Source organism: Burkholderia sp. KL41 (assembly GCF_057005415.2).
On sequence record NZ_CM174446.1, the window covers coordinates 543,167 to 567,805 of the forward strand.

At 67.3% G+C, this 24,639-nt stretch carries 24 protein-coding genes; 12 read left to right on the forward strand and 12 right to left on the reverse strand.

Annotated elements, in window-relative coordinates:
• Position 1 precedes the first annotated feature (1 nt).
• Entirely contained in the window at positions 2-1,300 is a 1,299-nt protein-coding gene (hemA, locus tag PQB87_RS02650) for a glutamyl-tRNA reductase (RefSeq protein ID WP_048023606.1), read from the reverse strand.
• Between the two features lie 26 nt (positions 1,301-1,326).
• On the reverse strand, positions 1,327-1,950 hold the full coding sequence (locus PQB87_RS02655) for a response regulator transcription factor (protein ID WP_228395625.1): 624 nt from the start codon (positions 1,948-1,950) through the stop codon (positions 1,327-1,329).
• A gap of 54 nt (positions 1,951-2,004) precedes the next feature.
• Between PQB87_RS02655 and PQB87_RS02660 the strand changes: the two genes are divergently transcribed.
• The 5 genes from PQB87_RS02660 to PQB87_RS02680 all read left to right on the forward strand — a co-directional run bounded on the left by PQB87_RS02660 (position 2,005) and on the right by PQB87_RS02680 (position 5,573).
• On the forward strand, positions 2,005-2,130 hold the full coding sequence (locus tag PQB87_RS02660; protein ID WP_267131051.1) for a hypothetical protein: 126 nt from the start codon (positions 2,005-2,007) through the stop codon (positions 2,128-2,130).
• A gap of 129 nt (positions 2,131-2,259) precedes the next feature.
• Positions 2,260-2,514, forward strand: coding sequence for a DUF1129 domain-containing protein (locus PQB87_RS02665; RefSeq protein ID WP_027788489.1), 255 nt, complete (start codon positions 2,260-2,262; stop codon positions 2,512-2,514).
• An 18-nt stretch (positions 2,515-2,532) separates the two neighbouring features.
• Positions 2,533-4,347 carry an aminopeptidase P family protein gene (locus PQB87_RS02670; protein WP_060060599.1) on the forward strand — a complete coding sequence of 605 codons (1,815 nt, stop codon included), beginning with the start codon at positions 2,533-2,535 and terminating at the stop codon, positions 4,345-4,347.
• 54 nt (positions 4,348-4,401) lie between these two features.
• Positions 4,402-4,953 (forward strand): cysteine hydrolase family protein, encoded by a 552-nt coding sequence (locus PQB87_RS02675; RefSeq protein ID WP_111943118.1) that lies wholly within the window; start codon positions 4,402-4,404, stop codon positions 4,951-4,953.
• A complete protein-coding gene (locus PQB87_RS02680) occupies positions 4,950-5,573 on the forward strand; it encodes an HAD family hydrolase (protein WP_059688464.1) in 624 nt (207 codons plus the stop codon). Before PQB87_RS02675 ends, PQB87_RS02680 begins: the two co-directional genes overlap by 4 nt.
• A gap of 136 nt (positions 5,574-5,709) precedes the next feature.
• Here PQB87_RS02680 and ettA read toward each other — a convergent pair whose 3' ends face one another.
• The 3 genes from ettA to gcvA form a co-directional block, all read right to left on the reverse strand.
• Entirely contained in the window at positions 5,710-7,377 is a 1,668-nt protein-coding gene (ettA, locus tag PQB87_RS02685) for an energy-dependent translational throttle protein EttA (RefSeq protein ID WP_027788485.1), read from the reverse strand.
• 190 nt (positions 7,378-7,567) lie between these two features.
• Positions 7,568-7,876 carry a DUF3761 domain-containing protein gene (locus PQB87_RS02690; RefSeq protein ID WP_111943120.1) on the reverse strand — a complete coding sequence of 103 codons (309 nt, stop codon included), beginning with the start codon at positions 7,874-7,876 and terminating at the stop codon, positions 7,568-7,570.
• A 106-nt stretch (positions 7,877-7,982) separates the two neighbouring features.
• Positions 7,983-8,900, reverse strand: coding sequence for a transcriptional regulator GcvA (gcvA, locus tag PQB87_RS02695; RefSeq protein ID WP_111943122.1), 918 nt, complete (start codon positions 8,898-8,900; stop codon positions 7,983-7,985).
• A gap of 193 nt (positions 8,901-9,093) precedes the next feature.
• Between gcvA and PQB87_RS02700 the strand changes: the two genes are divergently transcribed.
• The 3 genes from PQB87_RS02700 to gabP all read left to right on the forward strand — a co-directional run bounded on the left by PQB87_RS02700 (position 9,094) and on the right by gabP (position 12,637).
• Positions 9,094-10,407 carry an MFS transporter gene (locus tag PQB87_RS02700; protein ID WP_489242533.1) on the forward strand — a complete coding sequence of 438 codons (1,314 nt, stop codon included), beginning with the start codon at positions 9,094-9,096 and terminating at the stop codon, positions 10,405-10,407.
• A gap of 81 nt (positions 10,408-10,488) precedes the next feature.
• A complete protein-coding gene (locus tag PQB87_RS02705) occupies positions 10,489-10,833 on the forward strand; it encodes an MmcQ/YjbR family DNA-binding protein (protein ID WP_233345716.1) in 345 nt (114 codons plus the stop codon).
• Positions 10,834-11,245: 412 nt separating this feature from the next.
• The gene (gene gabP / locus PQB87_RS02710; protein ID WP_027788480.1) at positions 11,246-12,637 is read left to right on the forward strand and encodes a GABA permease; all 1,392 of its coding nucleotides are present in this window, start codon (positions 11,246-11,248) and stop codon (positions 12,635-12,637) included.
• A gap of 166 nt (positions 12,638-12,803) precedes the next feature.
• Here gabP and ychF read toward each other — a convergent pair whose 3' ends face one another.
• A complete protein-coding gene (gene ychF, locus PQB87_RS02715; protein ID WP_027788479.1) occupies positions 12,804-13,898 on the reverse strand; it encodes a redox-regulated ATPase YchF in 1,095 nt (364 codons plus the stop codon).
• A 247-nt stretch (positions 13,899-14,145) separates the two neighbouring features.
• Between ychF and PQB87_RS02720 the strand changes: the two genes are divergently transcribed.
• The 4 genes from PQB87_RS02720 (at position 14,146) to PQB87_RS02735 (ending at position 18,793) form a co-directional block, all read left to right on the forward strand.
• Positions 14,146-15,324: a UbiH/UbiF family hydroxylase gene (locus PQB87_RS02720; protein WP_027788478.1), complete on the forward strand. Its 1,179-nt coding sequence runs from the start codon at positions 14,146-14,148 to the stop codon at positions 15,322-15,324.
• A 90-nt stretch (positions 15,325-15,414) separates the two neighbouring features.
• A complete protein-coding gene (locus PQB87_RS02725) occupies positions 15,415-16,143 on the forward strand; it encodes a DsbC family protein (protein WP_489242535.1) in 729 nt (242 codons plus the stop codon).
• A gap of 106 nt (positions 16,144-16,249) precedes the next feature.
• Positions 16,250-18,049 (forward strand): M61 family metallopeptidase, encoded by a 1,800-nt coding sequence (locus PQB87_RS02730; RefSeq protein WP_489242536.1) that lies wholly within the window; start codon positions 16,250-16,252, stop codon positions 18,047-18,049.
• A 147-nt stretch (positions 18,050-18,196) separates the two neighbouring features.
• Entirely contained in the window at positions 18,197-18,793 is a 597-nt protein-coding gene (locus tag PQB87_RS02735; RefSeq protein WP_048026373.1) for an FMN-dependent NADH-azoreductase, read from the forward strand.
• Positions 18,794-18,907: 114 nt separating this feature from the next.
• On the opposite strand, the gene PQB87_RS02740 is transcribed toward PQB87_RS02735, so the two are convergent.
• From PQB87_RS02740 to trpE, 6 genes are read right to left on the reverse strand one after another with little or no spacing between them, the layout of a single operon-like run.
• A complete protein-coding gene (locus PQB87_RS02740) occupies positions 18,908-19,813 on the reverse strand; it encodes a uracil-DNA glycosylase (protein ID WP_059688471.1) in 906 nt (301 codons plus the stop codon).
• A 12-nt stretch (positions 19,814-19,825) separates the two neighbouring features.
• Positions 19,826-20,452: a CYTH domain-containing protein gene (locus tag PQB87_RS02745; RefSeq protein WP_048026371.1), complete on the reverse strand. Its 627-nt coding sequence runs from the start codon at positions 20,450-20,452 to the stop codon at positions 19,826-19,828.
• Positions 20,452-21,237 carry an indole-3-glycerol phosphate synthase TrpC gene (gene trpC / locus PQB87_RS02750; RefSeq protein ID WP_174415795.1) on the reverse strand — a complete coding sequence of 262 codons (786 nt, stop codon included), beginning with the start codon at positions 21,235-21,237 and terminating at the stop codon, positions 20,452-20,454. The genes PQB87_RS02745 and trpC overlap by 1 nt, the downstream gene beginning before the upstream one ends.
• Positions 21,238-21,266: 29 nt before the next feature.
• Positions 21,267-22,298 (reverse strand): anthranilate phosphoribosyltransferase, encoded by a 1,032-nt coding sequence (gene trpD, locus PQB87_RS02755; RefSeq protein WP_027788472.1) that lies wholly within the window; start codon positions 22,296-22,298, stop codon positions 21,267-21,269.
• A 13-nt stretch (positions 22,299-22,311) separates the two neighbouring features.
• Positions 22,312-22,902, reverse strand: coding sequence for an aminodeoxychorismate/anthranilate synthase component II (locus PQB87_RS02760; RefSeq protein ID WP_027788471.1), 591 nt, complete (start codon positions 22,900-22,902; stop codon positions 22,312-22,314).
• 13 nt (positions 22,903-22,915) lie between these two features.
• Positions 22,916-24,409, reverse strand: a complete 1,494-nt coding sequence (trpE, locus tag PQB87_RS02765; RefSeq protein ID WP_042973047.1) for an anthranilate synthase component I — start codon at positions 24,407-24,409, stop codon at positions 22,916-22,918.
• Positions 24,410-24,639: the final 230 nt, after the last annotated feature.

The following is a 24,639-nucleotide window of genomic DNA, read 5'->3' on the forward strand; positions in this document are numbered from 1 at the left end:
GCTAGTGGCCGGACTGGTCGTTCGAGCGCGGTGCGTGCTGGTAGAAGCCGCGCATCAGGTCGATCAGCGAATCGCGATCGGCGCCGTTCACGCGATTGAGCGCGCTTGTCGGGCCGTGGATCAGCTTGTTGGTCAGCGCCTGCGACAGCGCTTCGAGCACGGCGGCCGGATCGTCGCCGCGCGCGAGCAGCTTCTGCGCCTTGTCGACTTCGGCCCGGCGCAATGCGTCGGCCTGCGTATGCATGTGACGGATCACCGGCACGACGCTGCGCGTGTCGAGCCACTGCATGAAATTCTGCACGCGCGTTTCGATGATCGATTCGGCCTGCGCGACCGCAGCCTGGCGCGATGCGTTGCCTTCGCGCACGATCGCGCCGAGATCGTCGACGGTGTAGAGGAACACGTCCTTCAGCTTGCCGACTTCGGGCTCGATGTCGCGCGGCACCGCGAGGTCGACCATGAAGATCGGCCGGTGGCGGCGTGCCTTCACCGCGCGCTCGACTGCGCCGAGGCCGATGATCGGCAGCGTCGACGCCGTGCACGACACGATGATGTCGAACTCGTGCATGCGGGTCGGCAGATCCGAGAGCGGCATCGCGCGGCCGCTGAAGCGTTCGGCCAGGCGCTGGCCGCGTTCGGCCGTGCGGTTCGCGACGACGAGTTCGCGCGGGCCTTGCGCGGCGAAGTGCGTCGCGCACAGCTCGATCATCTCGCCGGCGCCGATGAACAGCACGCGCTGATCGGACACTTTTTCGAAGATCCGCTGCGCGAGGCGCACCGCGGCGGCGGCCATCGACACCGACTGCGTGCCGATTTCGGTCGTGCCGCGCACTTCCTTCGCCACCGCGAACGTGCGCTGGAACAGCTGGTTCAGGTAGGTGCCGAGCGCGCCGGCTTCCGTCGCGGTGCGGACGGCATCCTTCATCTGGCCCAGAATCTGGGTTTCGCCCAGCACCATCGAATCGAGGCCGGATGCGACGCGGAACGCGTGCCGGACTGCTTCCGACTGCGGCAGCGCATAGACGTGCGGTGCGAGCTCGTCGACCGGAATCCGGTGATACTCCGACAGCCAGCGAACCGCGCCTTCGCGTGCGGCGCGATCATCGGTCGCGCAATACAGTTCGGTGCGGTTGCAGGTGGAGAGGATCGCCGCTTCGGGCGTATTGGGCGCCTGGGGGCCGAGAAACACGTTCTTGAACGTGACGAGAGCCGGCTTGATCTGCTCGAGCGGAAACGCCACGCGTTCGCGCAGGGCGACAGGCGCAGTGTGGTGATTGATTCCGATCGTGAGGAGTTGCATATCGAGGGCTATCGTTTAGCCCCATATTATAGCGTTTCAATGATTTCCTCACTCGCGGCGTACCGGGCATCGGCGTGGCGGGGCCGGGAATTTGGGGGCTCGATCGGCACGCGGTCGAGCTGATAGCCATAGCCGTAGAGGGGCAGCAGCCGGTAGCCGCGCTCCGGAAGCAGGTGCAGCTTGCTGCGCAGCCGGGACGCGTGGGTATCGAGCGTGCGCGACTTCATGTCGCGGCGGCACGCCCACACCGTTTCGAGAATATGGGCACGCGACACGGGTCGTGACAGGTTCGCGAACAGCAACTGCGCAAAACGGAACTCCTTCGGCGTGAGTGAAACGATTGCGTTGCCGAAGCGAACGAGGCAGTGCGTGGCGTCGAAAGCGTATTCGCCATACATTTCGCGCGAGCGGGCCGGCGGCCGGCGCACGCCGGCGCGCCGGCTCAGCGCGTTGACGCGCGCGAGCAGCTCGGGCCCGCTCACCGGGCGCACTAGGCAATCGTCGGCGCCCGCGTGCAGGCACGATACGATCTCGCTTTCGCGCGGCATGTGCATCACGGCGATCGCCGGCAGCCCGGGCAGGACTGTCTGCGCGCGCGGAATGACTTCCTCGGCCGGCTGGTCGCCGGCCCAGTGGCCGGTGATCAGCATGTCGCAGGTATTGGCGGCGAGCCACTCGAAGAACGCCGTACTGGACGGAAACGCGTGGCATACGTGACCGCCCGCAAAGAGCAGGCGGTTCAGGAGCGCGGCATGGCGCGCGTCCGGATCGATCAGAGCGATTCGCATGAGAATTTCTTCAATACGGCAGCTGGTGCGCGCTTGCCATAACGTCGAGTCGGCCCCTACACTCGAATGTTCGCGGCACCCGGCTGGTCTCGGGTTCGATGGATGAATCGATGCTAGCCGCTGGCAACGTTCACGCCTATGGGACGAATCCGAATTTATGGAAGGCGTCGAATGAACTGGTTTGGAATCCTTGTCCTGGGAGCGGCCGTCGGGCTGTTCGGCCGATGGCTGCATCCGATGCGGCGCACGGGCCGGCCGGCGTGGTGGATCGCGGTGCTCGCCGGTATCGTCGGTGCGGCCGCGGCCCGCATGGCCGGCAATCTCTCTGGACTGTTTTACGATGGCGAGACGCTCGAATGGCCGGTCTGCACCGGCGTCGCGTTCCTCGCAGTAGCCGTGACGGTTGCGCTGTCGGCCCGTCGCTGAATGCTCTCAGGTGAAATCATGAATGCCCGTCTTCCCGAAGTCTCGCCGGTGCCGGCCCGTCTCGCGCTGCTGCGTGGCGCGATGGCCCGCGAGAACCTGGCCGCCTATCTCGTGCCGTCCGCCGATCCCCACCTGTCCGAATACCTGCCGGAGCGCTGGCAGGCCCGCCGCTGGCTGTCCGGCTTCACGGGCTCGGTCGGCACGCTGGTTGTAACCGCGGATTTCGCAGGGCTGTGGGTCGACAGCCGCTACTGGGTGCAGGCCGACGCCGAACTGGCCGGCACGGGCGTGCAACTGATGAAGATGACGGGCGGGCAGCAGAGCGCGCCGCACGTCGACTGGCTCGCGCAGAACGTGGCGGCGGGTACGACGGTCGGCGTCGACGGCGCCGTGCTCGGCGTCGCGGCCGCACGCGGGCTGACGGCCGCGCTGAACGCGCGCGGCATCGCGCTGCGTACCGACCTCGACCTGCTCGACGCGATCTGGCCCGAGCGGCCGGGGCTGCCCGGCGACGCGGTGTTCGAGCACGCGGCGCCGCAGGCCGACACGACGCGCGCGAGCAAGCTGGCCGAAGTGCGCCGCGCGATGCGTGCGCAGGGCGCGCAGTGGCATTTCGTCTCGACGCTCGACGACCTCGCATGGCTGTTCAACCTGCGCGGCGCCGACGTCAACTTCAATCCCGTATTCGTTGCGCACGCAATGATCGGCGCCGATCGCGCGACGCTGTTCGTCGCCGACGGCAAGGTGTCGCCGGCACTGGCCGCGTCGCTCGCGCAGGACGGCGTCGACGTCCGCGCCTACGACGCCGCACGCGCCGCGCTCGCGGCACTGCCCGACGGCGCGACGCTGCTGATCGACCCGCGCCGCGTGACGTTCGGCACGCTCGAGGCCGTGCCGGCCGGCGTGAAGCTCGTCGAGGCCGTGAATCCGTCGACGTTCGCGAAGTCGCGCAAGACATCCACCGAGATCGAGCACGTGCGCGTGACGATGGAGCACGACGGCGCCGCGCTCGCGGAATTCTTCACCTGGTTCGAACAGGCCGTGAACCGCGAGACGATCACCGAACTGACGATCGACGAGAAGCTCACTGCCGCGCGCGCGCGACGCCCCGGCTACGTGTCGCCGAGCTTCGCGACGATCGCGGGCTTCAACGCGAACGGCGCGATGCCGCATTACCGCGCGACGCCGGAGTCGCACGCGACGATCGCCGGCGACGGGCTGCTGCTGATCGATTCGGGCGGCCAGTACGTGACGGGTACGACCGACATCACGCGCGTCGTGCCGGTCGGCACCGTCGGCGACCTGCAGCGGCGCGATTTCACGATCGTGCTGAAATCGATGATGGCGCTGTCGCGCGCCCGATTCCCGCGCGGCATTCGCTCGCCGATGCTCGACGCGATCGCGCGCGCGCCGATGTGGGCGGCCGGGCTCGACTACGGGCACGGCACGGGGCACGGCGTCGGCTACTTCCTGAACGTGCACGAAGGCCCGCAGGTGATCTCGCACTACGCGCCGGCCGAGCCGTACACGGCGATGGAAGAGGGCATGATCACGTCGATCGAGCCGGGCGTGTACCGTCCCGGCCAGTGGGGCATCCGGATCGAGAACCTGGTCGTGAACCGCGCGGCCGGGCAGACCGAGTTCGGCGATTTCCTCGCGTTCGAGACGCTGACGCTGTGCCCGATCGACACGCGCTGCGTGCTGATCGAGATGCTGCATGAAGAAGAACGCGCGTGGCTGAACGCGTATCACGCAACGGTGCGCGAGCGCGTCGGCCGCCATCTGAGCGGCGATGCCAAGGCGTGGCTCGACGCGCGCACGCAGCCGATCTGACGCAACGCAGGAAAGCGGCCGGGCGCCGGCCGAACAACAACAGCGAGGGCGACGATGGCGGACACGGCAGTGATCGTGGTCGACATGCAGCGCGGGCTGGTGGAGCGGGCAAGGCCCGCGTACCGGCTCGATGACGTGGTGTCGGGCATCAACCGGTTGACGGCGGCGGCGCGTGCGGCGAACGCGCCCGTGTGCTTCGTGCAGCACGACGGCGACGCAGACGACGACGTCGTGCCCGGCACGCCGGGCTGGGAGCTGCACGCGGGGCTGATCGTCGGGAACGATGACTGGCGGGTGCGCAAGCAGATGAGCGATTCGTTTCACGATACGCCGCTCGCGGCGCAACTCGAGCGCCACGGCATCCGTTCGGTGCTGATCTGCGGTTATGCGACCGAGTTCTGCGTCGATTCGGCCGCGCGCCGCGCAGCGCTGCTCGGCTACCGGACGACCGTCGTGTCCGACCTGCACACCACGAACGAGCGCACGCACCTGTCGGCCGCGCAGATCGTCGCGCATCATCACTTCGTATGGGAAAACAATTCGCTGTCGGGCAACCCGGTGACGCCGCGCCCGCTCTCGGACGTCCTTGCGACGGAGTTCGCATGACGATCAAGGCCGTGGTGTTCGATTTCGGCGGCGTGCTGATCGACTGGAGCCCCGAGTACCTTTACCGGGAACTGATTCCCGACGTCGCCGAACGTCGCTGGTTCTTCACGCATGTGTGCACGATGGACTGGGTGGTCCGCCAGGACGGCGGGCAGACGATCGAAGAGGGGACGGCCGAGCTCGTCGCGAAGTTTCCGGCGCACGAAGGGTTGATCCGCGCGTTCTATGCGCGCTGGCAGGAGATGATCGGCGGCGTGCTCGACGAAGGCGCCGCGCTCGTCGACCGGCTCGACGCGCAGGGGATGCCGCTGTTCGGGCTGACGAACTGGTCCGCGCAGACGTTTCCGTATGCGTGGGACAACTTCCCGGTGCTGCGGCGTTTCAGGGATATCGTCGTGTCGGGCCGTGTGAAGCTCGTGAAACCCGATCCGGCGATCTACCGCGAGATGCATGCGCGGATCGAGCCGCACTTGCCGGGCATCGCGCCGCACGAACTCGTGTTCATCGACGACAACGCGAAGAACGCCGCGGCCGCGACGGCGCTCGGCTGGCACGGCATTCATCACACGAGTGCGGCGGCGACCGAGGCACGGCTGCGCGAACTGGGCGCGCTGGCGTAAGCGCCAGGCGGGCAGCCAGCCGCCGGATAAAAAAACGGGCCAGCGGCCCGTTTTTTGTTGTTCCGCTTCCGGAGCGAGACCAGCCTCGGTGCCCGTTCCTGCGTTACCGCAGTGCCGGGCGCCCGGGCCGCGCCGCTCAGCGGCTGATCGGCTTGTAGCGCAGACGCTTCGGCTTCGCGGCTTCCTCGCCGAGGCGCGCACGCTTGTCGGCTTCGTATTCCTGGTAGTTGCCGTCGAAGAACGTGACCTGCGAATCGCCTTCGAATGCGAGGATGTGCGTCGCGATCCGGTCGAGGAACCAGCGATCGTGCGAGATCACCATCACCGAGCCCGCGAATTCGAGCAGCGCGTCTTCCAGCGCGCGCAGCGTTTCGACGTCGAGGTCGTTCGACGGTTCGTCCAGCAGCAGCACGTTGCCGCCCGAGATCAGCGTCTTCGCGAGGTGCAGGCGGCCGCGTTCACCGCCGGACAGGTTGCCGACGATCTTCTGCTGGTCGCCGCCCTTGAAGTTGAAGCGGCCGATGTACGCGCGCGACGGCGTTTCGTACTTGCCCACCGTCAGCACGTCGGCGCCGCCCGAGATTTCCTCGAACACCGTCTTCGTGCCGTCGAGCGCGTCGCGGCTCTGGTCGACGTACGCGAGCTTCACGGTCGGCCCCATCACGACTTCGCCCGAATCCGGCTGTTCCTTGCCCGTCAGCATCCGGAACAGCGTCGACTTGCCGGCGCCGTTCGGGCCGATGATGCCGACGATCGCGCCGGCCGGGATCTTCAGGTTCAGGTTGTCGATCAGCAGACGGTCGCCGAACGCCTTGCTGACGTTCTTGAACTCGATCACTTCATTGCCGAGGCGATCGCCGACCGGGATGAAGATTTCCTGCGTCTCGTTGCGCTTCTGGTATTCCTGGCTGTTCAGCTCCTCGAAGCGCGCGATACGTGCCTTCGACTTCGCCTGCCGGCCCTTCGGGTTCTGGCGCACCCACTCCAGTTCCTTCTTGATCGCCTTCTGGCGCGCCGATTCCGACGCTTCTTCCTGCTTCAGGCGCTCTTCCTTCTGGTCGAGCCAGCTGCTGTAGTTGCCCTTCCACGGAATGCCGTGGCCGCGGTCGAGTTCGAGAATCCACTCGGCCGCGTTGTCGAGGAAGTAGCGATCGTGGGTGACCGCGACGACGGTGCCCGGGAAGCGCACCAGGAACTGCTCGAGCCAGTCGACCGATTCCGCGTCGAGGTGGTTGGTCGGTTCGTCGAGCAGCAGCATGTCGGGTTTTTCGAGCAGCAGCTTGCACAGCGCGACGCGGCGCTTCTCACCGCCCGACAGGTGCTCGATCTTTGCGTCCCATGACGGCAGGCGCAGTGCGTCGGCGGCCACTTCGAGCTGCTGCTCGGGGCTGCCGCCGTCGCTCGACGCGAGGATCGCTTCGTACTTCGCCTGCTCGGCGGCGAGCGCGTCGAAGTCGGCGTCCGGCTCCGCGTAGGCCGCGTAGATTTCCTCGAGCTTCTTGTTGGCCTGGAACAGGTCGCCGAGGCCTTCCTCGACGGCTTCGCGCACCGTCTTCGTCGGGTCGAGCTGCGGCTCCTGCGGCAGATAGCCGATGTTCAGGTTCGGCATCGGCGTCGCTTCGCCTTCGATGTCCTTGTCGACGCCCGCCATGATGCGGATCAGCGTCGACTTGCCCGAGCCGTTCAGGCCGAGCACGCCGATCTTCGCACCGGGAAAGAACGACAGCGAGATGTCCTTCAGGATCTGGCGCTTGGGCGGCACGATCTTGCCGACCCGGTTCATCGTGAAAACGTATTGGGCCATTTGGGTGTGAAAGTCAGAAGTGGTTGAGACTGCCGCGCAGCGCGCGGGCGTGGCGGCGTCGGGTGATTCGGTACGGAGCGTGCCGCGCACGGCGCGGCGGCGTCGCCGGGTGTCGGCGGCGCGAGCGGCTATTGTACTTCGCCGCCGGCCGCCGCTGGCGCGACACCTGGCCTTTTGGCCGGGGCCGCGCTCACAGCCACGCGGCGACGCCGCCGTGCCCCGAGCACGTGCCGCGCCGATGGCGGCTGAAGCTGTAGGTGCCGTCGCGGCAGCGCGCGCTCGCGCCTTCGGGCACGCGGCCCGATTTCGAATGCGCGGGTGCGTGCACGGTTTCGCCGTCGCGGTTGCGATACGTGTCGTGACGGTCGAGATCGGCTTCGTTGCCGTAGCCGGGCGGTGCGCGGTACGCGTGTGCGGGTTGGGGCAACGCGGCGCAGGCGACGAAGAAGACGGCGGACAGTGCCGCGATGCGTGTCGTGCGGCAGAACAGGGCACGCATGGTCTCTCCCGGTCGGTTTGTTGTTATCGATGTCGGGCAGGTGGCCCGCGCTGCATGTTAGCGGATCGGCGCCCGACCGGTGCCGGCGCCGCGCGGCGGCGTGACGCTACGCCGCGCCCGACATCGAGGCCGCGCCGTCGGCCTGCGCGGCCTCGAGGATCCACCGGCGAAAAGCGGCGACCTTCGGCCGCTCGGCGTGATGCGGCGGATAGACGAGGTAGTACGCGAAATCGTCGAGCCACGCGACGTCGGCGAGCTGCACGAGCCGGCCGCTTGCCAGCTCGCCGCGCACCATCGCGGCCGGCAGCAGCCCGGCGCCCTGGCCGGCGACGATCGCCTGCAGCAACAGGCCCGAGTCGTCGAACGCGGGGCCGCGCGGCGGGCCGATATCGTCGATCCGCTGCGCGCCGAACCAGATGTGCCAGCCCTTGCGCTCGGCGTCGTGCAGCTGCGGCCAGCCGACGAGATCGGCGGGCGTCGCCGGCATGCCGAGCCGCTCGACGAGGTCGGGCGACGCGAGCGCGACGATCTCCACCGTCAGCAGGCGCTCGCTGCACAGGCCGATGTAGCGCCCGAGGCCATGACGGATTGCAACGTCGACGCCGTCGCGCGAAAAATTCGCGAGTGCGTGGCTCGTGACGACCTGCAGGTCGACGTCAGGGCACGCGTGCCGGAATTGCGCGAGGCGCGGGACGAGCCACGCGGATGCGAAGAACGGGGTGACGCTCACCGTCAGCACGCTGCTGTCGGCGGCGCCCGACACGCGCTGCGACGCGTCGGCGATCTGCCGGAACGCATTGCGCACCGGTGGCAGGTAATCGCGACCGGCGGCCGTCAGCAGGATGCCGCGGTTGACGCGCTCGAACAGCTGCACGCCGAGGTGCGTCTCGAGCGTGCGGATCATCTGGCTCACCGCGCCGGGCGTGACCGACAGCTCCTCGGCCGCCGATTTCACCGACAGGTGGCGGGCGGCTGCTTCGAATGCACGCAGCGCGTTGAGCGGCGGCAGGCGGGAACGATTCATTGAGTTTTTCTAAAGCGAATGACCGATGAAATATCGTTTGAGGCGGCGCGTGTGCGCGAGTACCGTTGTCGCATCCGATTGCGTGCTTTGCGGCTGCATTGCAGCGGCCAATGCGATCAACATAGTTCAACTATATCCACGAGGCAAACCGGACGCCGTGAGGTGCCCGGCGGGACCTGAGAGGAGCATCGTCATGAACCGCCCGGGCGCGTCGCGCCATTTCTTCTATGGCTGGTACGTGGTCGCGGCCGCGTTCGCCGTCACGTTCGTCGGGTTCGGCAGCGCCTATACGTTCAGTGCGTTCGTCGAGTCGCTGCAGCGGGACTTCGCCGCGTCGCGCGGCCAGATCTCGCTCGTGTTCTCGCTCGCCGGCTTCCTGTATTTCGGTTTCGGCATCGTCAGCGGGCCGCTGGCCGACCGCTTCGGCTCGCGGCGGCTCGCCGTCGCCGGGATGTTGCTGACGGCCGCCGGGCTCGCGGCTGCCGGCGCCGCGCACACGCTGATGCAGGTCTATGTCGCGTATGGGCTCGGCGTCGGTTTCGGCGTCGGCTGCGCATACGTACCGGCGGTCGGCGCCGTGCAGCGCTGGTTCGTGCGCCGGCGCGGCTTCGCATCGGGGCTCGCGGTCGCGGGGATCGGAGTCGGCACGCTGGTGATGCCGCCGCTCGCGTCCACGCTGATCGCGCAGGTCGGCTGGCGCGGCGCGTATTTCACGCTGGCCGTGATCGCGGTCGTGATCGGCGCGGGGATGTCGCTGCTGATCGAGAACGACCCGCGCGGGCGGGGGCTGCTGCCGGACGGGGAGGCTGCGCGTGAGCCCGGCGGCGGGGCGCAAGTCACCGGGCACGGTGCGGGGGCCCCGGTGTCCGCCGCCGCGGGGTGCCAGCCGGTCGCCGCTTCTGTGCCTGCCGGCGCGACGGTGCGCGAAGCCGTCATGTCGCGGCCGTTCGCAAGCCTGTACGCCGCATGCCTCGCCTGCTCGTTCGGCGTGTTCGTCCCGTTCGTTCACCTCGTGCCGTACGCGCTCGATCATGGCGTCGCGCCGTCGACGGCCGTGCTGCTGCTCGGCGCGATCGGCGTCGGCAGCACGGCCGGCCGCTTCTTCCTCGGCGGCCTCGCCGACCGCTTCGGCCGCCGTGCGTCGCTGCTCGCGATGTTCGCGGGCATGGCCGTCGCGCTCGTCGCGTGGGCCGGTGCCGGCACCGTCGCGACGCTTGCCGCGTTCGCGCTCGTGTTCGGCGTGTTCTACGGCGGCTGGGTCGCCGTGCTGCCGGCGGTCGTGATGGACTACTTCGGCGGGCGCAACGTGAGCGGGATCATCGGCGTGCTTTATACGAGCGTCGCGTTCGGCACGCTGATCGGGCCGGCCGCGGCCGGTTTCATCTACGACGCGGGCGGCGGCTATCTCGTGCCGATTCTGGCCAGCGCCGCCGCGAATGCGATCGCCTTCGCGATCGTCGCGACGACGGGGCGTGCGCCGGTGGTCGCACGTGTGGCGCGCGGATAGGCGCACGTCCCGCGGCGTGCCTTCGCGAATTCCGGTACGGTGGCCGGATCGTGAACCGAAGAAGTGCAGCCGGGAGGCCTCATGACATTCGACGAAGTCCGCCAGATCGCGCTGGCATGGCGCGGCGTCGAGGAAGGTACGTCGTACGGCACGCCTGCGCTCAAGGTGAGGGGCAAGATGCTCGCGCGGCTGCGCGAGGACGGCGACACGCTCGTCGTGAAAGGTGTCGGCCCCGACGAGCGCGCGTGGCTGATCGAATCGGAACCGGACGTGTATTACGTGACGGATCACTACGTCGGCTGGCCGATCGTGCTGGTGCGGCTGTCGGCGGCCCGTCCGGACGCCGTGAAAAAACTGCTTCTGCGAGAATGGCTGGCCGTCGTTCCCGCCAAATGGCGCGACGAGAGGGTGCACGGCGCGAACTGACACGCCGGTCGCGGCCTGCTGCCCGGCGTCGCCGGGCGCTTTCGGCGCGGCTCGCGCGCCGGCACGAACGGGTACAAGCGTTGCATCGATCGATGTCGATGCAACGAGTGGTTCCATCGAAATTCTTCAATTGGTTCTTAGTGAAGAACCGTTTGGTGCTTACACTCCTTCGCTTCGAAGGCAGCTGACGAAAGCCGACGGAAACGGCGCACGCGATGCGTCGGCGCACCGCGCGCCGCATCGCACCCGCAGCTTCGCAGACTGCGCGGCGCGCCGATCCGAACGGTCCCATCCGGCCGCATGGCCGCGTGCGATGCACGCGCGCTCGCAGCCGGATTCAAGAACGACAACTCCCCCTGCTGCCTTCACGCGACACCCGGCCATACCGGAACCGTTTTTTGGAGAGAGACAGATGAGTGGAAGCAACACAGGCCTCGGTACGGGCCTGAAGCAGCGGCACGTGACGATGATGTCGATTGCCGGCGTGATCGGCGCGGGCCTGTTCGTCGGCTCCGGCCACGCGATCGCGGAAGCCGGCCCGGCGTCGATCCTCGCGTATGCGATCGCGGGCGTGCTGGTCGTGCTGGTGATGCGCATGCTCGGCGAGATGGCCGTCGCGCATCCGGACAGCGGTTCGTTCTCCACCTATGCCGATCGCGCGATCGGCCACTGGGCCGGTTTCTCGATCGGCTGGCTGTACTGGTGGTTCTGGGTGCTCGTGATCCCGATCGAGGCGACCGCCGCCGCGACCATCCTCAATGCATGGTTCCCCGGCGTTGCAACCTGGGTCTTCGCGCTCGGCATCACGCTGGTGCTGACGGTGACCAACCTCTTCTCGGTCAAGAACTACGGCGAATTCGAATTCTGGTTCGCGCTGATCAAGGTCGTCGCGATCGTCGTGTTCCTGTGCATCGGCGGCGCGGCGATCGTCGGCATCATTCCCGCGCCTGCCGTGTCGGGCGTGTCGAACCTGTTCGTGCACGGCGGCTTCATGCCGCACGGTGCCGGTGCGGTGCTCGCGGCGATGCTGACGACGATGTTCTCGTTCCTCGGCACGGAGATCGTGACGATCGCGGCCGCCGAATCGGACAACCCGCAACGCCAGATCGTGCGCGCGACCAACTCGGTGATCTGGCGCATCACGCTGTTCTATCTCGGCTCGATCCTGATCGTCGCGGCCATCGTGCCGTGGAACGATCCGCTGCTGCCGAAGCACGGCTCGTATCAGCGTGCGATGGAGCTGATCGGCATCCCGAACGCGAAGGCGATCATCGACGTGATCGTGCTCGTGTCGGTCGCGAGCTGCCTGAATTCAGCGCTGTACACGGCGTCGCGGATGCTGTTCTCGCTGTCGAAGCGCAAGGACGCGCCCGCGTTTCTGCACCGCACGGATTCGACCGGCACGCCGCGTGCGGCCGTGCTCGCATCGACCGCATTCGGTTTCCTGACCGTGATCGCGAACTACCTGATGCCGGAACAGGTGTTCGGCTTCCTGCTCGCGACGTCGGGCGCGATCGCGCTGCTCGTGTATCTCGTGATCGCGATCTCGCAGCTGCGGATGCGCAAGACGCTCGAAGCGACCGGCGCCGACCTGACGCTGCGGATGTGGCTGTTCCCCTGGCTCACGTGGCTGGTGATCCTGTTCATCTGCGGCACGCTGACCGTGATGCTCGTGAGTGAGGATCACAGGATGGAAGTGGGCGCGACGGCCGTGCTGGCGCTGATCGTGCTGCTGGCATCGTGGCTGAACAAGCGCGGCCGCGATGCGCAGGCGAGCGCGGGGCGGCGAGTGTCGGCGACGTGATGCCGTGACGAAGCGGCGGCGGACGCACGGTGTTCGCCGCCGGCTGGCGGAACGTCCCGCAATGAAAAATGGCCCGACGGCGCTTGCCGTCGGGCCATTCGTTTTTCGTGCCGGGCACGCAGTGCGCGATGCCGCGTGATTCACACGGCATCGGCCGATGCAAGGGTCAGACGTTGAACAGGAAGTTCATCACGTCGCCGTCGTGCACGACATATTCCTTCCCTTCGGCGCGCATCTTGCCGGCTTCCTTCGCGCCCTGTTCACCCTTGTACGTGATGAAGTCGTCGAACGCGATCGTCTGGGCGCGGATGAAGCCGCGCTCGAAGTCGGTATGGATCACGCCGGCCGCCTGCGGCGCCGTGTCGCCGATATGGATCGTCCACGCGCGCACTTCCTTCACGCCCGCGGTGAAGTAGGTCTGCAGGCCGAGCAGCTTGAAGCCCGCGCGGATCACGCGGTCGAGGCCCGGCTCTTCCATGCCCATGTCGGCGAGGAATGCTTCCTTGTCGGCATCGTCGAGATCGGCGATTTCCGCCTCGATCGCCGCGCACACGGCGACCACCGGCGCATTCTCGCTTTCCGCGTACTTGCGCACGGCATCCAGGTGCGGGTTGTTCTCGAAGCCGTCGTCCTTCACGTTGGCCACGTACATCGCCGGCTTCGCGGTGATCAGGCAGAACGGCTTGAGCAGCGCCTCTTCGTCGTCCGACAGCGCGAGGCCGCGCACGGCCTTGCCCTGGTCGAGCTGCGCGCGCACCTTCTCGAGCACGGCGACGAGCTTCGCCGCTTCCTTGTCGTTGCCCGACTTCGCGGCCTTCGAATAGCGCGTGAGCGCCTTCTCGACGGTGCCGAGGTCGGCGAGCGCGAGTTCGGTATTGATCACTTCGATGTCGTCGATCGGGCTGACCTTGCCGGCGACGTGAATGACGTTCTCGTCCTCGAAGCAGCGCACGACGTGCGTGATTGCATCGGTTTCGCGAATGTTGGCGAGGAACTGGTTGCCGAGGCCTTCACCCTTGCTCGCGCCGGCGACGAGGCCCGCGATGTCGACGAACTCGACGACGGCCGGCACGACACGCTCCGGCTTGACGATCTCGGAGAGCGCCTTCAGGCGCGTATCGGGCACTTCGACGATGCCGACGTTCGGCTCGATCGTGCAGAACGGGTAGTTCTCGGCGGCGATGCCGGCCTTGGTCAGCGCATTGAACAGGGTGGACTTGCCGACGTTGGGCAAGCCGACGATGCCGCATTTGAGACTCATGGAATCCTTCGGACGGGTAAGGCGGCGCGGCCGGACAGGGCACGGCGGCGCGGGAAAAAAGGGCGGCCGGCGCTTGGGGCGCAGCGGGCCGACGGTCAAAGACGCTATTGTACCGTGCCGACGCCCCCGGATTGCGGGCCGGCGCCGAACGGCCGATGCGGCGGGCCGCCGCGCTGCATCGGCCGCCTGCGATTCTGCTGATTTCCCGCAAAGTCCGGCCGCGTAAGGGTTTGGCCCCGCGGCTATAATGCCCGCCATGACTGCCCACCACTCCTTCGACGTCGCCGTGGTCGGCGGCGGGCTCGTCGGCAAGACTGCCGCGCTCGCGCTGACCCAGTCCGGCTACAAGACTGCCTTGCTCGCCCAGCCGGCCGCGCCGCGCCCCGCCGATCTCGTATTCGACACGCGCGTCTACGCGCTGTCTTCCAGTTCGCAGGCGTTGCTCGAGCGGCTGCGGGTCTGGCAGGCGCTCGACCATGGCCGCCTCGCCCCGGTCTACGACATGCGCGTGTACGGCGATGCGCACGCGGAACTGCATTTCTCCGCGTACCAGGCATCCGTGCCGCAGCTCGCGTGGATCGCCGAATCGTCGCTGGTCGAGGCGTCGCTCGACGCCGCGCTGCGGTTCCAGCCGAACCTCACGTGGTTCGAGGCGCGCGCGCAGGGCTTCGACGTACACGACGACGCAGCCGTGCTCACGCTGTCGTCGGGGCAGGTGCTGGAAGCGGATCTCGTCGTCGGCGCGGACGGCGCGCATTCGTGGGTGCGCTCGCAAATGGGGGCCAAAGTCGAACGGCGCGACTACCGGCAAACCGGAGTCGTCGCGAACTTCAAGGCGTCGCTGCCGCATCGCGAGACGGCCTACCAGTGGTTCCACGAAGGCGAGATCGTTGCGCTGCTGCCGCTGCCGGACGGCCATGTGTCGCTCGTCTGGTCCGCGCACACCGCGCATGCGGATGAATTGCTCGCACTCGATCCGGCGCAGCTCGCGGCCGAGGTCGAGCGCGTGTCTCATGGTCAGGTCGGCACGCTCGACTGCGTGACGCCGGCCGCCGGCTTCCCGCTGGCGCTGCAGACGGTCGACAAGCTGATCGCGCCGCGCGTCGCGCTGGTCGGCGATGCCGCGCACCTGATCCACCCGCTCGCGGGACAGGGGATGAACCTCGGCCTGCGCGATGTGGCGGCGCTTGCCGATGCGATCGCCGGCAAGGAAAGCTTCCGCAACCTCGGCGATACGGTGCTGCTGCGCCGCTACGAGCGTTCGCGCCGCGAGGACATCCGCGCGCTGATGGTCGCAACCGACGGCCTGCAGCGGCTGTTCGCGGTGCCGGGCTCGCTCGCGAAGGCCGTGCGCAATGCGGGCATGGCCTTCGTCGGTGCGCAGCCGCTTGTGAAGCGCTGGCTCGTGTCGGCCGCGCTCGGCTGATCGAACCTTCGGCCGCTTCGCCGGTCGGACACGGTTCCGTTACGGCGTACACTGTGCCGTGAACACCGATTGAGCTGAAGGAAGATTTCGATGAAAAAAACGATCCGCATCGCGTCGCTGGCGCTGGCCGTCACGATGGCGACGCTTGGCTGCACCGCGCAGGCCGACCAGACCACCGACAAGCTGAAAGCCACGCTGCAGGCCCGCCTCGGCAACGATGCGCCGATCAAGAGCGTGTCGAAATCGCCGGTCGCGGGCCTGTACGAAGTGAACCTCGGCTCGCAGATCATCTATAGCGATGCGGCGGGCGACTACGTGCTGCTCGGCGATCTCGTCGACACCAAGACGCACAAGAACCTGACCGACGCCCGCCTGTCCGAAATCAACAAGATCGACTTCGCGAGCCTGCCGTTCGCGAATGCAATCAAGGTCGTCAAGGGCAACGGCGCCCGCAAGATCGCGGTGTTCTCCGATCCGAACTGCCCGTACTGCAAGAAGCTCGAGACGACGCTGCAGTCGGTCGACAACGTGACCGTCTACACGTTCCTGTACCCGGTGCTGTCGCCGGATTCGACCGCGAAGTCGAAGGCGATCTGGTGTGCGACCGACCGCGCGAAAACGTGGGAGAGCTGGATGCTCGACCATCGCGCACCGACCGGCGCCGGTACCTGCGATACCGCCGCACTCGAGAAGAACCTCGCGCTCGGCCGCGGGATGAACGTCACGGGTACACCGACGATCTTCCTGCCGGACGGCCGCCGCCTGCCGGGCGCCGTATCGGCCGACCAGCTCAACCAGGCGCTCGCGTCGAGCAAGTAACCGACCATCCGCCGGGCCGCATGGCCCGGCCAGCGAGGGGCGCCCGCGTGACCTGCCGGCGCCTATCTTCGTTTCCGCCGCCGTATTCGACCGTCCGATTGCCACGATGACCCAGCCGATCCGCTATTCGATTGTCCCGAAAGATCTTGCCGCGCACCTGTTCGAAGTGTCGGTGACGGTCACCGATCCCGACCCCGAAGGCCAGCGCTTTTCACTGCCGGTGTGGATTCCGGGCAGCTACCTCGTGCGCGAGTTCGCGCGCAACATCGTGACGCTCGGCGCATTCAACGACGCGGGCCGCAAGGTGCGGATCGCAAAGACCGACAAGCATACGTGGCAGGCCGCACCCGTGAACGGCACGCTGACGCTGCGTTACGACGTGTACGCGTGGGACCTGTCGGTGCGCTCCGCGTATCTCGACGAATCGGGCGGCTTCTTCAACGCGACGGCCGTGTTCCTGAGCGTTGCCGGCCGCGAGGACGCGCCGTGTGAAGTCGACATCGGGAAGCCGGCCGGCGCGGCGTTCCGCGCGTGGCGCGTCGGCACCGCGTTGCCCGAGGCGCGCGGCACGAAGCGCTACGGGTTCGGCGCGTACCGCGCGTCGAACTACGACGAGCTTTCCGACCATCCGGTGACGATCGGCGAATTCGCGCTGGCGACGTTCGACGCGCACGGCGTGCCGCACGACATCGTGATCGCGGGGCGTGTGACGCAGCTCGACATGGAGCGCCTGCGCACCGACCTGAAGCGCGTATGCGAAGCACAGATCGCGCTGTTCGAGCCGAAATCGAAGACGGCGCCGATGGACCGCTACGTGTTCATGACGCTTGCGGTCAGCGACGGTTACGGCGGCCTCGAGCATCGCGCGTCGACTGCGCTGATCTGCAACCGCACCGACCTGCCGGTGAAGGGGCGGCCCGAAACGACGGAAGGCTATCGCACGTACCTCGGTCTCTGCAGTCACGAGTACTTCCATACCTGGAACGTGAAGCGCATCAAGCCGGCGGCCTTCGTGCCGTACGACCTGACGCGCGAGAATTACACGTCGCTGCTGTGGCTGTTCGAAGGCTTCACGTCGTATTACGACGATCTGATGCTGGTGCGCAGCGGGCTGATGTCGCAGGACGAATATTTCGCGGCGCTCGGCCGCACGGTCGGCGGCGTGCTGCGCGGCACGGGCCGGCTCAAGCAAAGCGTCGCGGAAAGCTCGTTCGACGCTTGGATCAAGTACTACCGCCAGGACGAGAACGCGACCAACGCGATCGTCAGCTACTACACGAAGGGTTCGCTGGTCGCGCTCGCGTTCGATCTCGCGATCCGCGCGCAGACGCGCAACCGGAAGTCGCTCGACGATGTGATGCGCCTGCTGTGGCAGCGCTACGGCCGCGATTTCTACCGCGGCAAGCAGGTGGGTGTCGAGGAGAACGAAGTCGAGACGCTGATCGAGGAAGCGACGGGCGTCGCGCTCGGCCGCCTGTTCACCGATGCCGTGCACGGCACGCGCGACCTGCCGCTCGCCGAGCTGCTCGCACCGTTCGGCGTGACGCTCACGCCGGATGTCGCGAACGGCGCGGCCGCGAAACCGACGATCGGCGCACGCCTGCGCGGCGGTGCGGACTGCACGTTCGCGGCGGTCTACGAAGGCGGCGCCGCGCATCGCGCGGGGCTGTCGGCCGGCGACACGCTGATCGCGGTCGACGGGCTGCGCGTCACGGGCACCAACCTCGACGCGCTGCTCGCGCGCTACCGGCCGGGCGACAAGGTCGAGGTTCACGCATTCCGTCGCGACGAGCTGCGCACCGCGAAACTGAAGCTCGACGGCCCCGAAGTCACGCGCTACCGGCTGACGGCGGCCGCGAAGCCGGCGGCGGTATCGAAGGCCCGGGAAGCCTGGCTGAAGGGCTGATCCTACGAAGGCGGGTATCGGGGCGCGATCGAGGATTGTTCTGTTGTTGCAACAATCCGTCGCCCTGAACCCGCTTTTTCGCGGTCATGCGGCCACGCACAATGGCGTCACTCGCGCTACCGAAGCGCAACCCTACTGGAGCCTGACATGACGACCATTCTGCAAATCAATTCCGCGGCGCGTTCGCAAGGTGCGCAATCCACGCTGCTGGCCAACGAACTGACGGCAAAGCTGCAACAATCGAACCCCGGCGCGAATGTCGTGGTTCGCGACCTGCTGGCCGATGCGCTGCCGCACCTCGACGAATCGGTGCTCGGCGCGTTCTTCACGCCGGCCGACAAGCGCACCGCGGAACAGAATGCGATCGTCGCGAAGAGCGATGCACTGATCGCCGAACTGCAAGCGGCCGACATCATCGTGATCGGCGCACCGATGTACAACTTCGGCGTGTCGTCGCAACTGAAGGCGTATTTCGACTGGATCGCCCGTGCAGGCGTCACGTTCCGCTACACCGAGAACGGTCCGGAAGGCCTGATCAAGGGCAAGAAGGTTCACGTGGTGACGGCCCGCGGCGGCAAGTACCTGGGTACGCCGAACGACAGCCAGACGCCGTACCTGCGCTCGTTCCTCGGCTTCATCGGCCTGACCGACGTGAACTTCATTCACGCTGAAGGCCTGAACCTCGGGCCGGACGCGCAGAGCGCCGCGCTCGCCAGCGCACGCGAAGCGATCGCCGCCGCGTAAGGAAGGCCGACGCGGGTGCGACGCACCTGCTGCATCGCCAATAAAAAACGCCGCGTTCCCGAAAGGGACGCGGCGTTTTTGCATGCTTGCCGGCTCGAAGGAACCGGCAGCGCGTTACGCGAGCGTTTCGGCGACTTCCGGCAGGCGCCAGTCGATCGGCTCGCGGCCGGCATCGACCAGATAATCGTTCGCGAGCGCGAAATGGCGGCAACCGAGGAAACCGCGGTGCGCGGACAGCGGCGACGGATGCGGCGCCTCGAGCACGCAATGCGCGCTTGCGTCGAACAGTGCGCGCTTCGCCTGCGCGTGTGCGCCCCACAGCATGAACACGAGCCCGCGATGACGGCCGGCGAGTTCGCGGATCAGCGTGTCCGTGCACTGCTCCCAGCCGCGCTTCGCATGGCTCGCGGCCGCGCCGCGCTCGACCGTCAGCACCGTGTTGAGCAGCAGCACGCCCTGGCGCGCCCAGGTGTCGAGGCAGCCGTGGCGCGGCGTGTCATGACCGAAGTTCGCGGCGATTTCCTTGAAGATGTTGCGCAGCGACGGCGGCGTGCGCACGGCGGGCGGCACCGAGAACGCGAGCCCGTGCGCCTGCGGCGTGCCGCGATCGTCGCCGTGATACGGATCCTGGCCGAGGATCACGACTTTCACGTCGTCCGGGCTCGTCAGGCGCAGCGCACGGAACACGTCGGTCGGGTAGACCGTCTTGCCGGCCGCACGCTCGTCGTCGACGAAGCGGCACAGCGGCGCATACGCGTCGCTGTCGGTAAAGGGTTTCAGCACGTCGCGCCAGACGGCAGGCAGCGCGTCGAATTGCGCGGCGAGGTGCGGAACGTTGGCGGCGGCAGGCTGCGGGGCCGCCGGTGCCGCAGCCGATGCAGCGGCTTTCTTGGCAGGCTTGCGCCCGGCCGCGGGCGGTTCGGAAGGCGGGGACGGAAGATCGGCCGGTGCCGTTTCCGGCACGGGATCGTCGAACAGCGACGCCTGTTGCGGCGCGCGGGAAGTCTTGCGGGTTGCCATGCGTGATGCGTGTTATTGCGCGCGCAGCCGGTAGCCGCGCTGCGCCTTGCTGATGTTTTCGGGAGCGAGGCCCGGCAGCGCCTGCTGCAGTTCGGCGGCGAGCGTTGCGAGCGCCGCTTCCGGGCCGTCGATCAGTTCGAGTTCGATTTCGCTGATCGGTTCGCGGCGCGTTTCGTGTTCCGCCTGGACGACGATCTCGCCGATGTCCACCGCGGCTTCGACGGTTGCGCCGCCGATTGCGATGCGCCACAGCGTACGCGAAAAATCCGTGCGGAACAGCGCACGCAGCGCGCCGGCCGCGTCATTCAGCGCGGCGGCGGCCTCCGGCACGTCGCAGGCCGCGACGAGCGCATCGATCTCGAGCGCGTCGCCGGCGACCGGCAGCTCCCATTCGTGGCGGCGGTGCAGGCCGCCTTCCGCGCTGCCGACCGTCTTGAACGTCTGCAGCCAGCCCTGCGGCGCGCGGCGCACGCGCACCGCGCTCTTCGAGCGGGCCAGCGCGAGATCGGGCGTGTCGTAGTAGACGTTCGCGAGCGTGATGTCGTGGCCGGGTTCGCCGGTCAGCGTCTCGAAGAAGCGTCGCGCGGCCTCGGCCTGGCCGGCCGGCAGCGCGAGCTTGATTTCCTTTTCGATCGCCATCAGAAGAACATCCGTGCGAGTTCCTCGCCCGGCTGGTCGGCACGCATGAACGCTTCTCCGACGAGGAACGTGTTCACGTTCGCCGCGCGCATCGTGTCGACATCGGTGCGCGACAGGATCCCCGACTCGGTCACGACGATGCGGTCCGCCGGAATCATGTCGAGCATGTCGAGCGTGGTCTGGATCGACGTCTCGAACGTGCGCAGGTTGCGGTTGTTGATGCCGAGCAGCGGCGTCTTGAGCGTCAGCGCCTGTTCCATCTCGTTGCGGTCGTGCACTTCGACCAGCACCGCGAGGCCGAGCGAGTGAGCATACGCTTCGAGATCCTGCATCAGCGGCGTGTCGAGCGCGGCGGCGATCAGCAGGATCGCGTCCGCGCCCATCGCGCGCGCTTCCACGATCTGGTACGTGTCGACGATGAAGTCCTTGCGCAGCACCGGCAGCGTGCAGGCCGCGCGTGCTTCCTCGAGATAGCGGACGCTGCCCTGGAAGAACTGCTCGTCGGTCAGCACCGACAGGCACGCGGCGCCGTGCTCCGCATACGAACGGGCGATGTCGGCCGGCACGAAATGCTCGCGCAGCACGCCCTTCGACGGGCTGGCCTTCTTGATTTCGGAAATCACGGCCGCGTGGCCGGCTGCGTGTTTCGCGCGCAGTGCGCCGACGAAGTCGCGCAGGTCGCGCGCAGAGGCTTCCAGTTTCAGTGCCTCGAGCGGCGCGCTGCGCATGGCCGCCGCGACTTCTTCGCGCTTGACGGCGATGATTCGGTCGAGAATGTCGCTCATGTGGGTTCCTGCTTGATTCGTAAGGGGAGTCAGCGCTTGAACTGCTGCGTGAAGCGCACGAGTTCGTCGACTTTCGCGCGGGCCTTGCCGCTCGCGATCGCTTCGCGGGCGAGCTGGATGCCGTCCGCGATCGATTCGGCGACGTTCGCCGCATAGAGTGCGGTGCCCGCGTTCAGCGTAACGATCTCGCGCGCGACGCCCGGCTGGTTGTCCAGCGCGCCGAGCAGCATCGTGCGCGATTCGTCCGCATTTTCCACTTTCAGCGTGCGGTTCGACACCATCTGCAGGCCGAAATCTTCCGGATGGATCTCGTATTCGTGCACCTTGCCGTCGCGCAATTCGCCGACGAGCGTCGCGGCGCCGAGCGAAACCTCGTCCATCCCGTCCTTGCCGTACACGACGAGCACGTGCTGCGCGCCGAGACGCTGCATCACGCGCACCTGGATGCCGACGAGGTCGGGGTGGAATACGCCCATCAGCTGGTTCGGCGCGCCGGCCGGATTGGTCAGCGGGCCGAGGATGTTGAAGATCGTGCGCACGCCGAGCTCGCGGCGCACGGCTGCGATGTTCTTCATCGCCGGGTGATGGTTCGGCGCGAACATGAAGCCCATGCCGGTTTCGGCGATCGACGCGGCGACCTGCTCCGACTGCAGGTCGATGTTCACGCCGAGCGCCTCGAGCACGTCGGCGCTGCCGGACTTGCTCGACACGCCGCGGTTGCCGTGCTTCGCGACCTTCGCGCCGGCCGCGGCCGTGACGAACATCGACGCGGTCGAGATGTTGAACGTATGCGAGCCGTCGCCGCCGGTGCCGACGATGTCGACGAAGTTCGAGTTGTCCTGCACCTCGACGTGGTTCGCGAATTCGCGCATCACGGTCGCGGCGGCGGCGATCTCGCCGATCGTCTCCTTCTTCACGCGCAGCCCGGTGATGATCGCGGCCGCCATCACGGGCGACATGTCGCCGCGCATGATGAGCCGCATCAGGTGCAGCATCTCGTCGTGGAAGATCTCGCGGTGTTCGATCGTGCGCTGCAGCGCTTCCTGTGGGGTAATCGTCATCGTGAGGCTCCCGTCAGGCGGCTTGCGCGGCTGCGGCGCGTGCCTGTTTCAGGAAATTCTCGAGCAGTGCATGGCCATGCTCGGACAGGATCGATTCCGGGTGGAACTGTACGCCTTCGATCGGCAGCGTCTTGTGGCGTACGCCCATGATTTCGCCGTCGTCGGTCCACGCGGACACCTCGAGGCAGTCGGGCAGCGATTCGCGCTCGATCGCGAGCGAGTGGTAGCGGGTGACGTCGAAATGCTTCGGCAGGTCGGCGAACACGCCGCGGCAGTCGGTTTCGATCTTGCTTACCTTGCCGTGCATGATGGTCTTCGCGCGCACGACGCGGCCGCCGAATGCCTCGCCGATCGCCTGATGGCCGAGGCAGACGCCGAGGATCGGCTTCTTGCCCGAAAATTCACGCAGCACGTCGAGCGTGATGCCCGCGTGTTGCGGGTTGCTCGGGCCGGGCGACAGGCAGATCGCGTCGGGATTCAGGCGCGCGATCTCGTCGAGCGTGATTTCGTCGTTGCGGTAGGTGCGTACGTCCTCGCCGAGTTCGCCGAAGTACTGGACCAGGTTGTAGGTAAACGAGTCGTAGTTGTCGATCATGAGCAGCATGGTCAGTCTCCGGTCAGAAGTCGCTATCGAGGCCGTCCTGGACCTGTTCGGCCGCACGCAGCACCGCGCGCGCCTTGTTCTCGGTCTCTTGCCATTCGGATTCGGGCACCGAATCCGCGACGACGCCGGCCGCCGCTTGCACATACAGGTTGCCGTTGTGGATCAGGCCCGTGCGGATCGCGATCGCGAGATCCATCTCGCCCGAGAACGACAGGTAGCCGACGGCACCGCCGTACAACCCGCGCTTGACCGGCTCGAGCTCGTCGATCAGTTCCATCGCGCGCACCTTCGGCGCGCCGGACAACGTGCCGGCCGGGAACGTCGCGCGCAGCACGTCGTAGTTCGTCATCCCGGGTTTCAGCTTGCCTTCGACCGAGCTGACGATGTGCTGCACGTGCGAGTATTTCTCGATGACCATCTTGTCGGTCACCTGCACCGAGCCGATCTCCGCGATGCGGCCGACGTCGTTGCGCGCGAGGTCGATCAGCATCACGTGCTCGGCGATCTCCTTCGGATCGTTGAGCAGTTCGGTCGCGAGTTCGGCATCGCGCTCGGGCGTGTTGCCGCGCGGGCGCGTGCCGGCGAGCGGACGGATCGTGACGATCTGGTCTTCGCCGCGCTTCTCTTGGCGCACGAGGATTTCCGGCGACGCGCCGACCACGTGGAAATCGCCGAAGTTGTAGTAGTACATGTACGGCGACGGGTTCAGCGAACGCAGCGCGCGGTACAGCGACAGCGGATTATCGCGGTACGGCTTCGTCAGACGCTGGCCGACCTGGATCTGCATCAGCTCGCCGGCCGCGATGTATTCCTTCGCCTGGCGCACGGCGGCCAGATAGTCGTCTTTCTTGAACTCGCGGAAGGTTTCGGTGCGCACGCTCGCCGACGTGACGGGCGGCTGCACGGTCGTGCGCAGGCGCTGTTTCAGTTCGCGCAGGCGCTGTTTCGCCTTCGTGTAGGCTTCGGCCTGGCTCGGGTCCGCGTAGATGATCAGGTACAGCTTGCCGGCGAGGTTGTCGATGACCGCGACTTCCTCGGTCAGCAGCAACTGGATGTCGGGCAGGCCGAGATCGTCGCGCGGCGCGGTGTTCGCGAGCTTCTTCTCGATGTAGCGCACCGCGTCGTAGCCGAAATAACCGGCGAGACCGCCGCAGAAGCGCGGCAGGCCCGGGCGCTGCGCCACCTTGAAGCGCGCCTGGAATGATTCGATGAACTGGAACGGGTCACCGTCATGCGTCTCGACGACCTGGCCGTCGCGCACGACTTCCGACACGCCGTTACGGGTGCGGACGAGCGTGCGGGCCGGCAGGCCGATGAACGAGTAGCGGCCGAAGCGTTCGCCGCCGACCACCGATTCCAGCAGGAACGAGTTGGCGCCCGCGCGTTCGGGCTGGGCCAGCTTCAGGTAGAGGGACAGCGGCGTTTCGAGATCGGCGAGGGCTTCCGCGATCAGCGGGATGCGGTTGTAGCCTTCGTTCGCGAGCGATTGGAATTCGAGTTCGGTCATGTTCCGGTCCTGTTCGGGACGAGCGGCGCGTGCGCCAGGGATCACTTGACGCTGCGCGGGTTGCCGTCGGCGAAAGGGCGGTCGATCGAGAAGTGCCTGTTGCCGGCCGGCACTCCGGGCGTGAACGTCGCGAGCCTGCGGCCGATCCTGAACGCAAGCGTTCGGACGCGGTGGAACTCGAGGTGGTGCGACGGTCGGCGCGCGGATGCGCAGCGAGATAAAAAACGGCG

What these genes read in the sequence shown, in the direction of transcription:
- hemA (WP_048023606.1), bottom strand. Translation starts at nt 1,300, where the DNA reads ATGCAACTCCTCACGATCGGAATCAATCACCACACTGCGCCTGTCGCC.
- PQB87_RS02655 (WP_228395625.1), bottom strand. Translation starts at nt 1,950, where the DNA reads ATGCTGATCACCGGCCACTGGGCCGGCGACCAGCCGGCCGAGGAAGTC.
- PQB87_RS02665 (WP_027788489.1), top strand. Translation starts at nt 2,260, where the DNA reads ATGAACTGGTTTGGAATCCTTGTCCTGGGAGCGGCCGTCGGGCTGTTC.
- PQB87_RS02670 (WP_060060599.1), top strand. Translation starts at nt 2,533, where the DNA reads ATGAATGCCCGTCTTCCCGAAGTCTCGCCGGTGCCGGCCCGTCTCGCG.
- PQB87_RS02675 (WP_111943118.1), top strand. Translation starts at nt 4,402, where the DNA reads ATGGCGGACACGGCAGTGATCGTGGTCGACATGCAGCGCGGGCTGGTG.
- PQB87_RS02680 (WP_059688464.1), top strand. Translation starts at nt 4,950, where the DNA reads ATGACGATCAAGGCCGTGGTGTTCGATTTCGGCGGCGTGCTGATCGAC.
- ettA (WP_027788485.1), bottom strand. Translation starts at nt 7,377, where the DNA reads ATGGCCCAATACGTTTTCACGATGAACCGGGTCGGCAAGATCGTGCCG.
- PQB87_RS02690 (WP_111943120.1), bottom strand. Translation starts at nt 7,876, where the DNA reads ATGCGTGCCCTGTTCTGCCGCACGACACGCATCGCGGCACTGTCCGCC.
- gcvA (WP_111943122.1), bottom strand. Translation starts at nt 8,900, where the DNA reads ATGAATCGTTCCCGCCTGCCGCCGCTCAACGCGCTGCGTGCATTCGAA.
- PQB87_RS02700 (WP_489242533.1), top strand. Translation starts at nt 9,094, where the DNA reads ATGAACCGCCCGGGCGCGTCGCGCCATTTCTTCTATGGCTGGTACGTG.
- PQB87_RS02705 (WP_233345716.1), top strand. Translation starts at nt 10,489, where the DNA reads ATGACATTCGACGAAGTCCGCCAGATCGCGCTGGCATGGCGCGGCGTC.
- gabP (WP_027788480.1), top strand. Translation starts at nt 11,246, where the DNA reads ATGAGTGGAAGCAACACAGGCCTCGGTACGGGCCTGAAGCAGCGGCAC.
- ychF (WP_027788479.1), bottom strand. Translation starts at nt 13,898, where the DNA reads ATGAGTCTCAAATGCGGCATCGTCGGCTTGCCCAACGTCGGCAAGTCC.
- PQB87_RS02720 (WP_027788478.1), top strand. Translation starts at nt 14,146, where the DNA reads ATGCCCGCCATGACTGCCCACCACTCCTTCGACGTCGCCGTGGTCGGC.
- PQB87_RS02725 (WP_489242535.1), top strand. Translation starts at nt 15,415, where the DNA reads ATGAAAAAAACGATCCGCATCGCGTCGCTGGCGCTGGCCGTCACGATG.
- PQB87_RS02730 (WP_489242536.1), top strand. Translation starts at nt 16,250, where the DNA reads ATGACCCAGCCGATCCGCTATTCGATTGTCCCGAAAGATCTTGCCGCG.
- PQB87_RS02735 (WP_048026373.1), top strand. Translation starts at nt 18,197, where the DNA reads ATGACGACCATTCTGCAAATCAATTCCGCGGCGCGTTCGCAAGGTGCG.
- PQB87_RS02740 (WP_059688471.1), bottom strand. Translation starts at nt 19,813, where the DNA reads ATGGCAACCCGCAAGACTTCCCGCGCGCCGCAACAGGCGTCGCTGTTC.
- PQB87_RS02745 (WP_048026371.1), bottom strand. Translation starts at nt 20,452, where the DNA reads ATGGCGATCGAAAAGGAAATCAAGCTCGCGCTGCCGGCCGGCCAGGCC.
- trpC (WP_174415795.1), bottom strand. Translation starts at nt 21,237, where the DNA reads ATGAGCGACATTCTCGACCGAATCATCGCCGTCAAGCGCGAAGAAGTC.
- trpD (WP_027788472.1), bottom strand. Translation starts at nt 22,298, where the DNA reads ATGACGATTACCCCACAGGAAGCGCTGCAGCGCACGATCGAACACCGC.
- PQB87_RS02760 (WP_027788471.1), bottom strand. Translation starts at nt 22,902, where the DNA reads ATGCTGCTCATGATCGACAACTACGACTCGTTTACCTACAACCTGGTC.
- trpE (WP_042973047.1), bottom strand. Translation starts at nt 24,409, where the DNA reads ATGACCGAACTCGAATTCCAATCGCTCGCGAACGAAGGCTACAACCGC.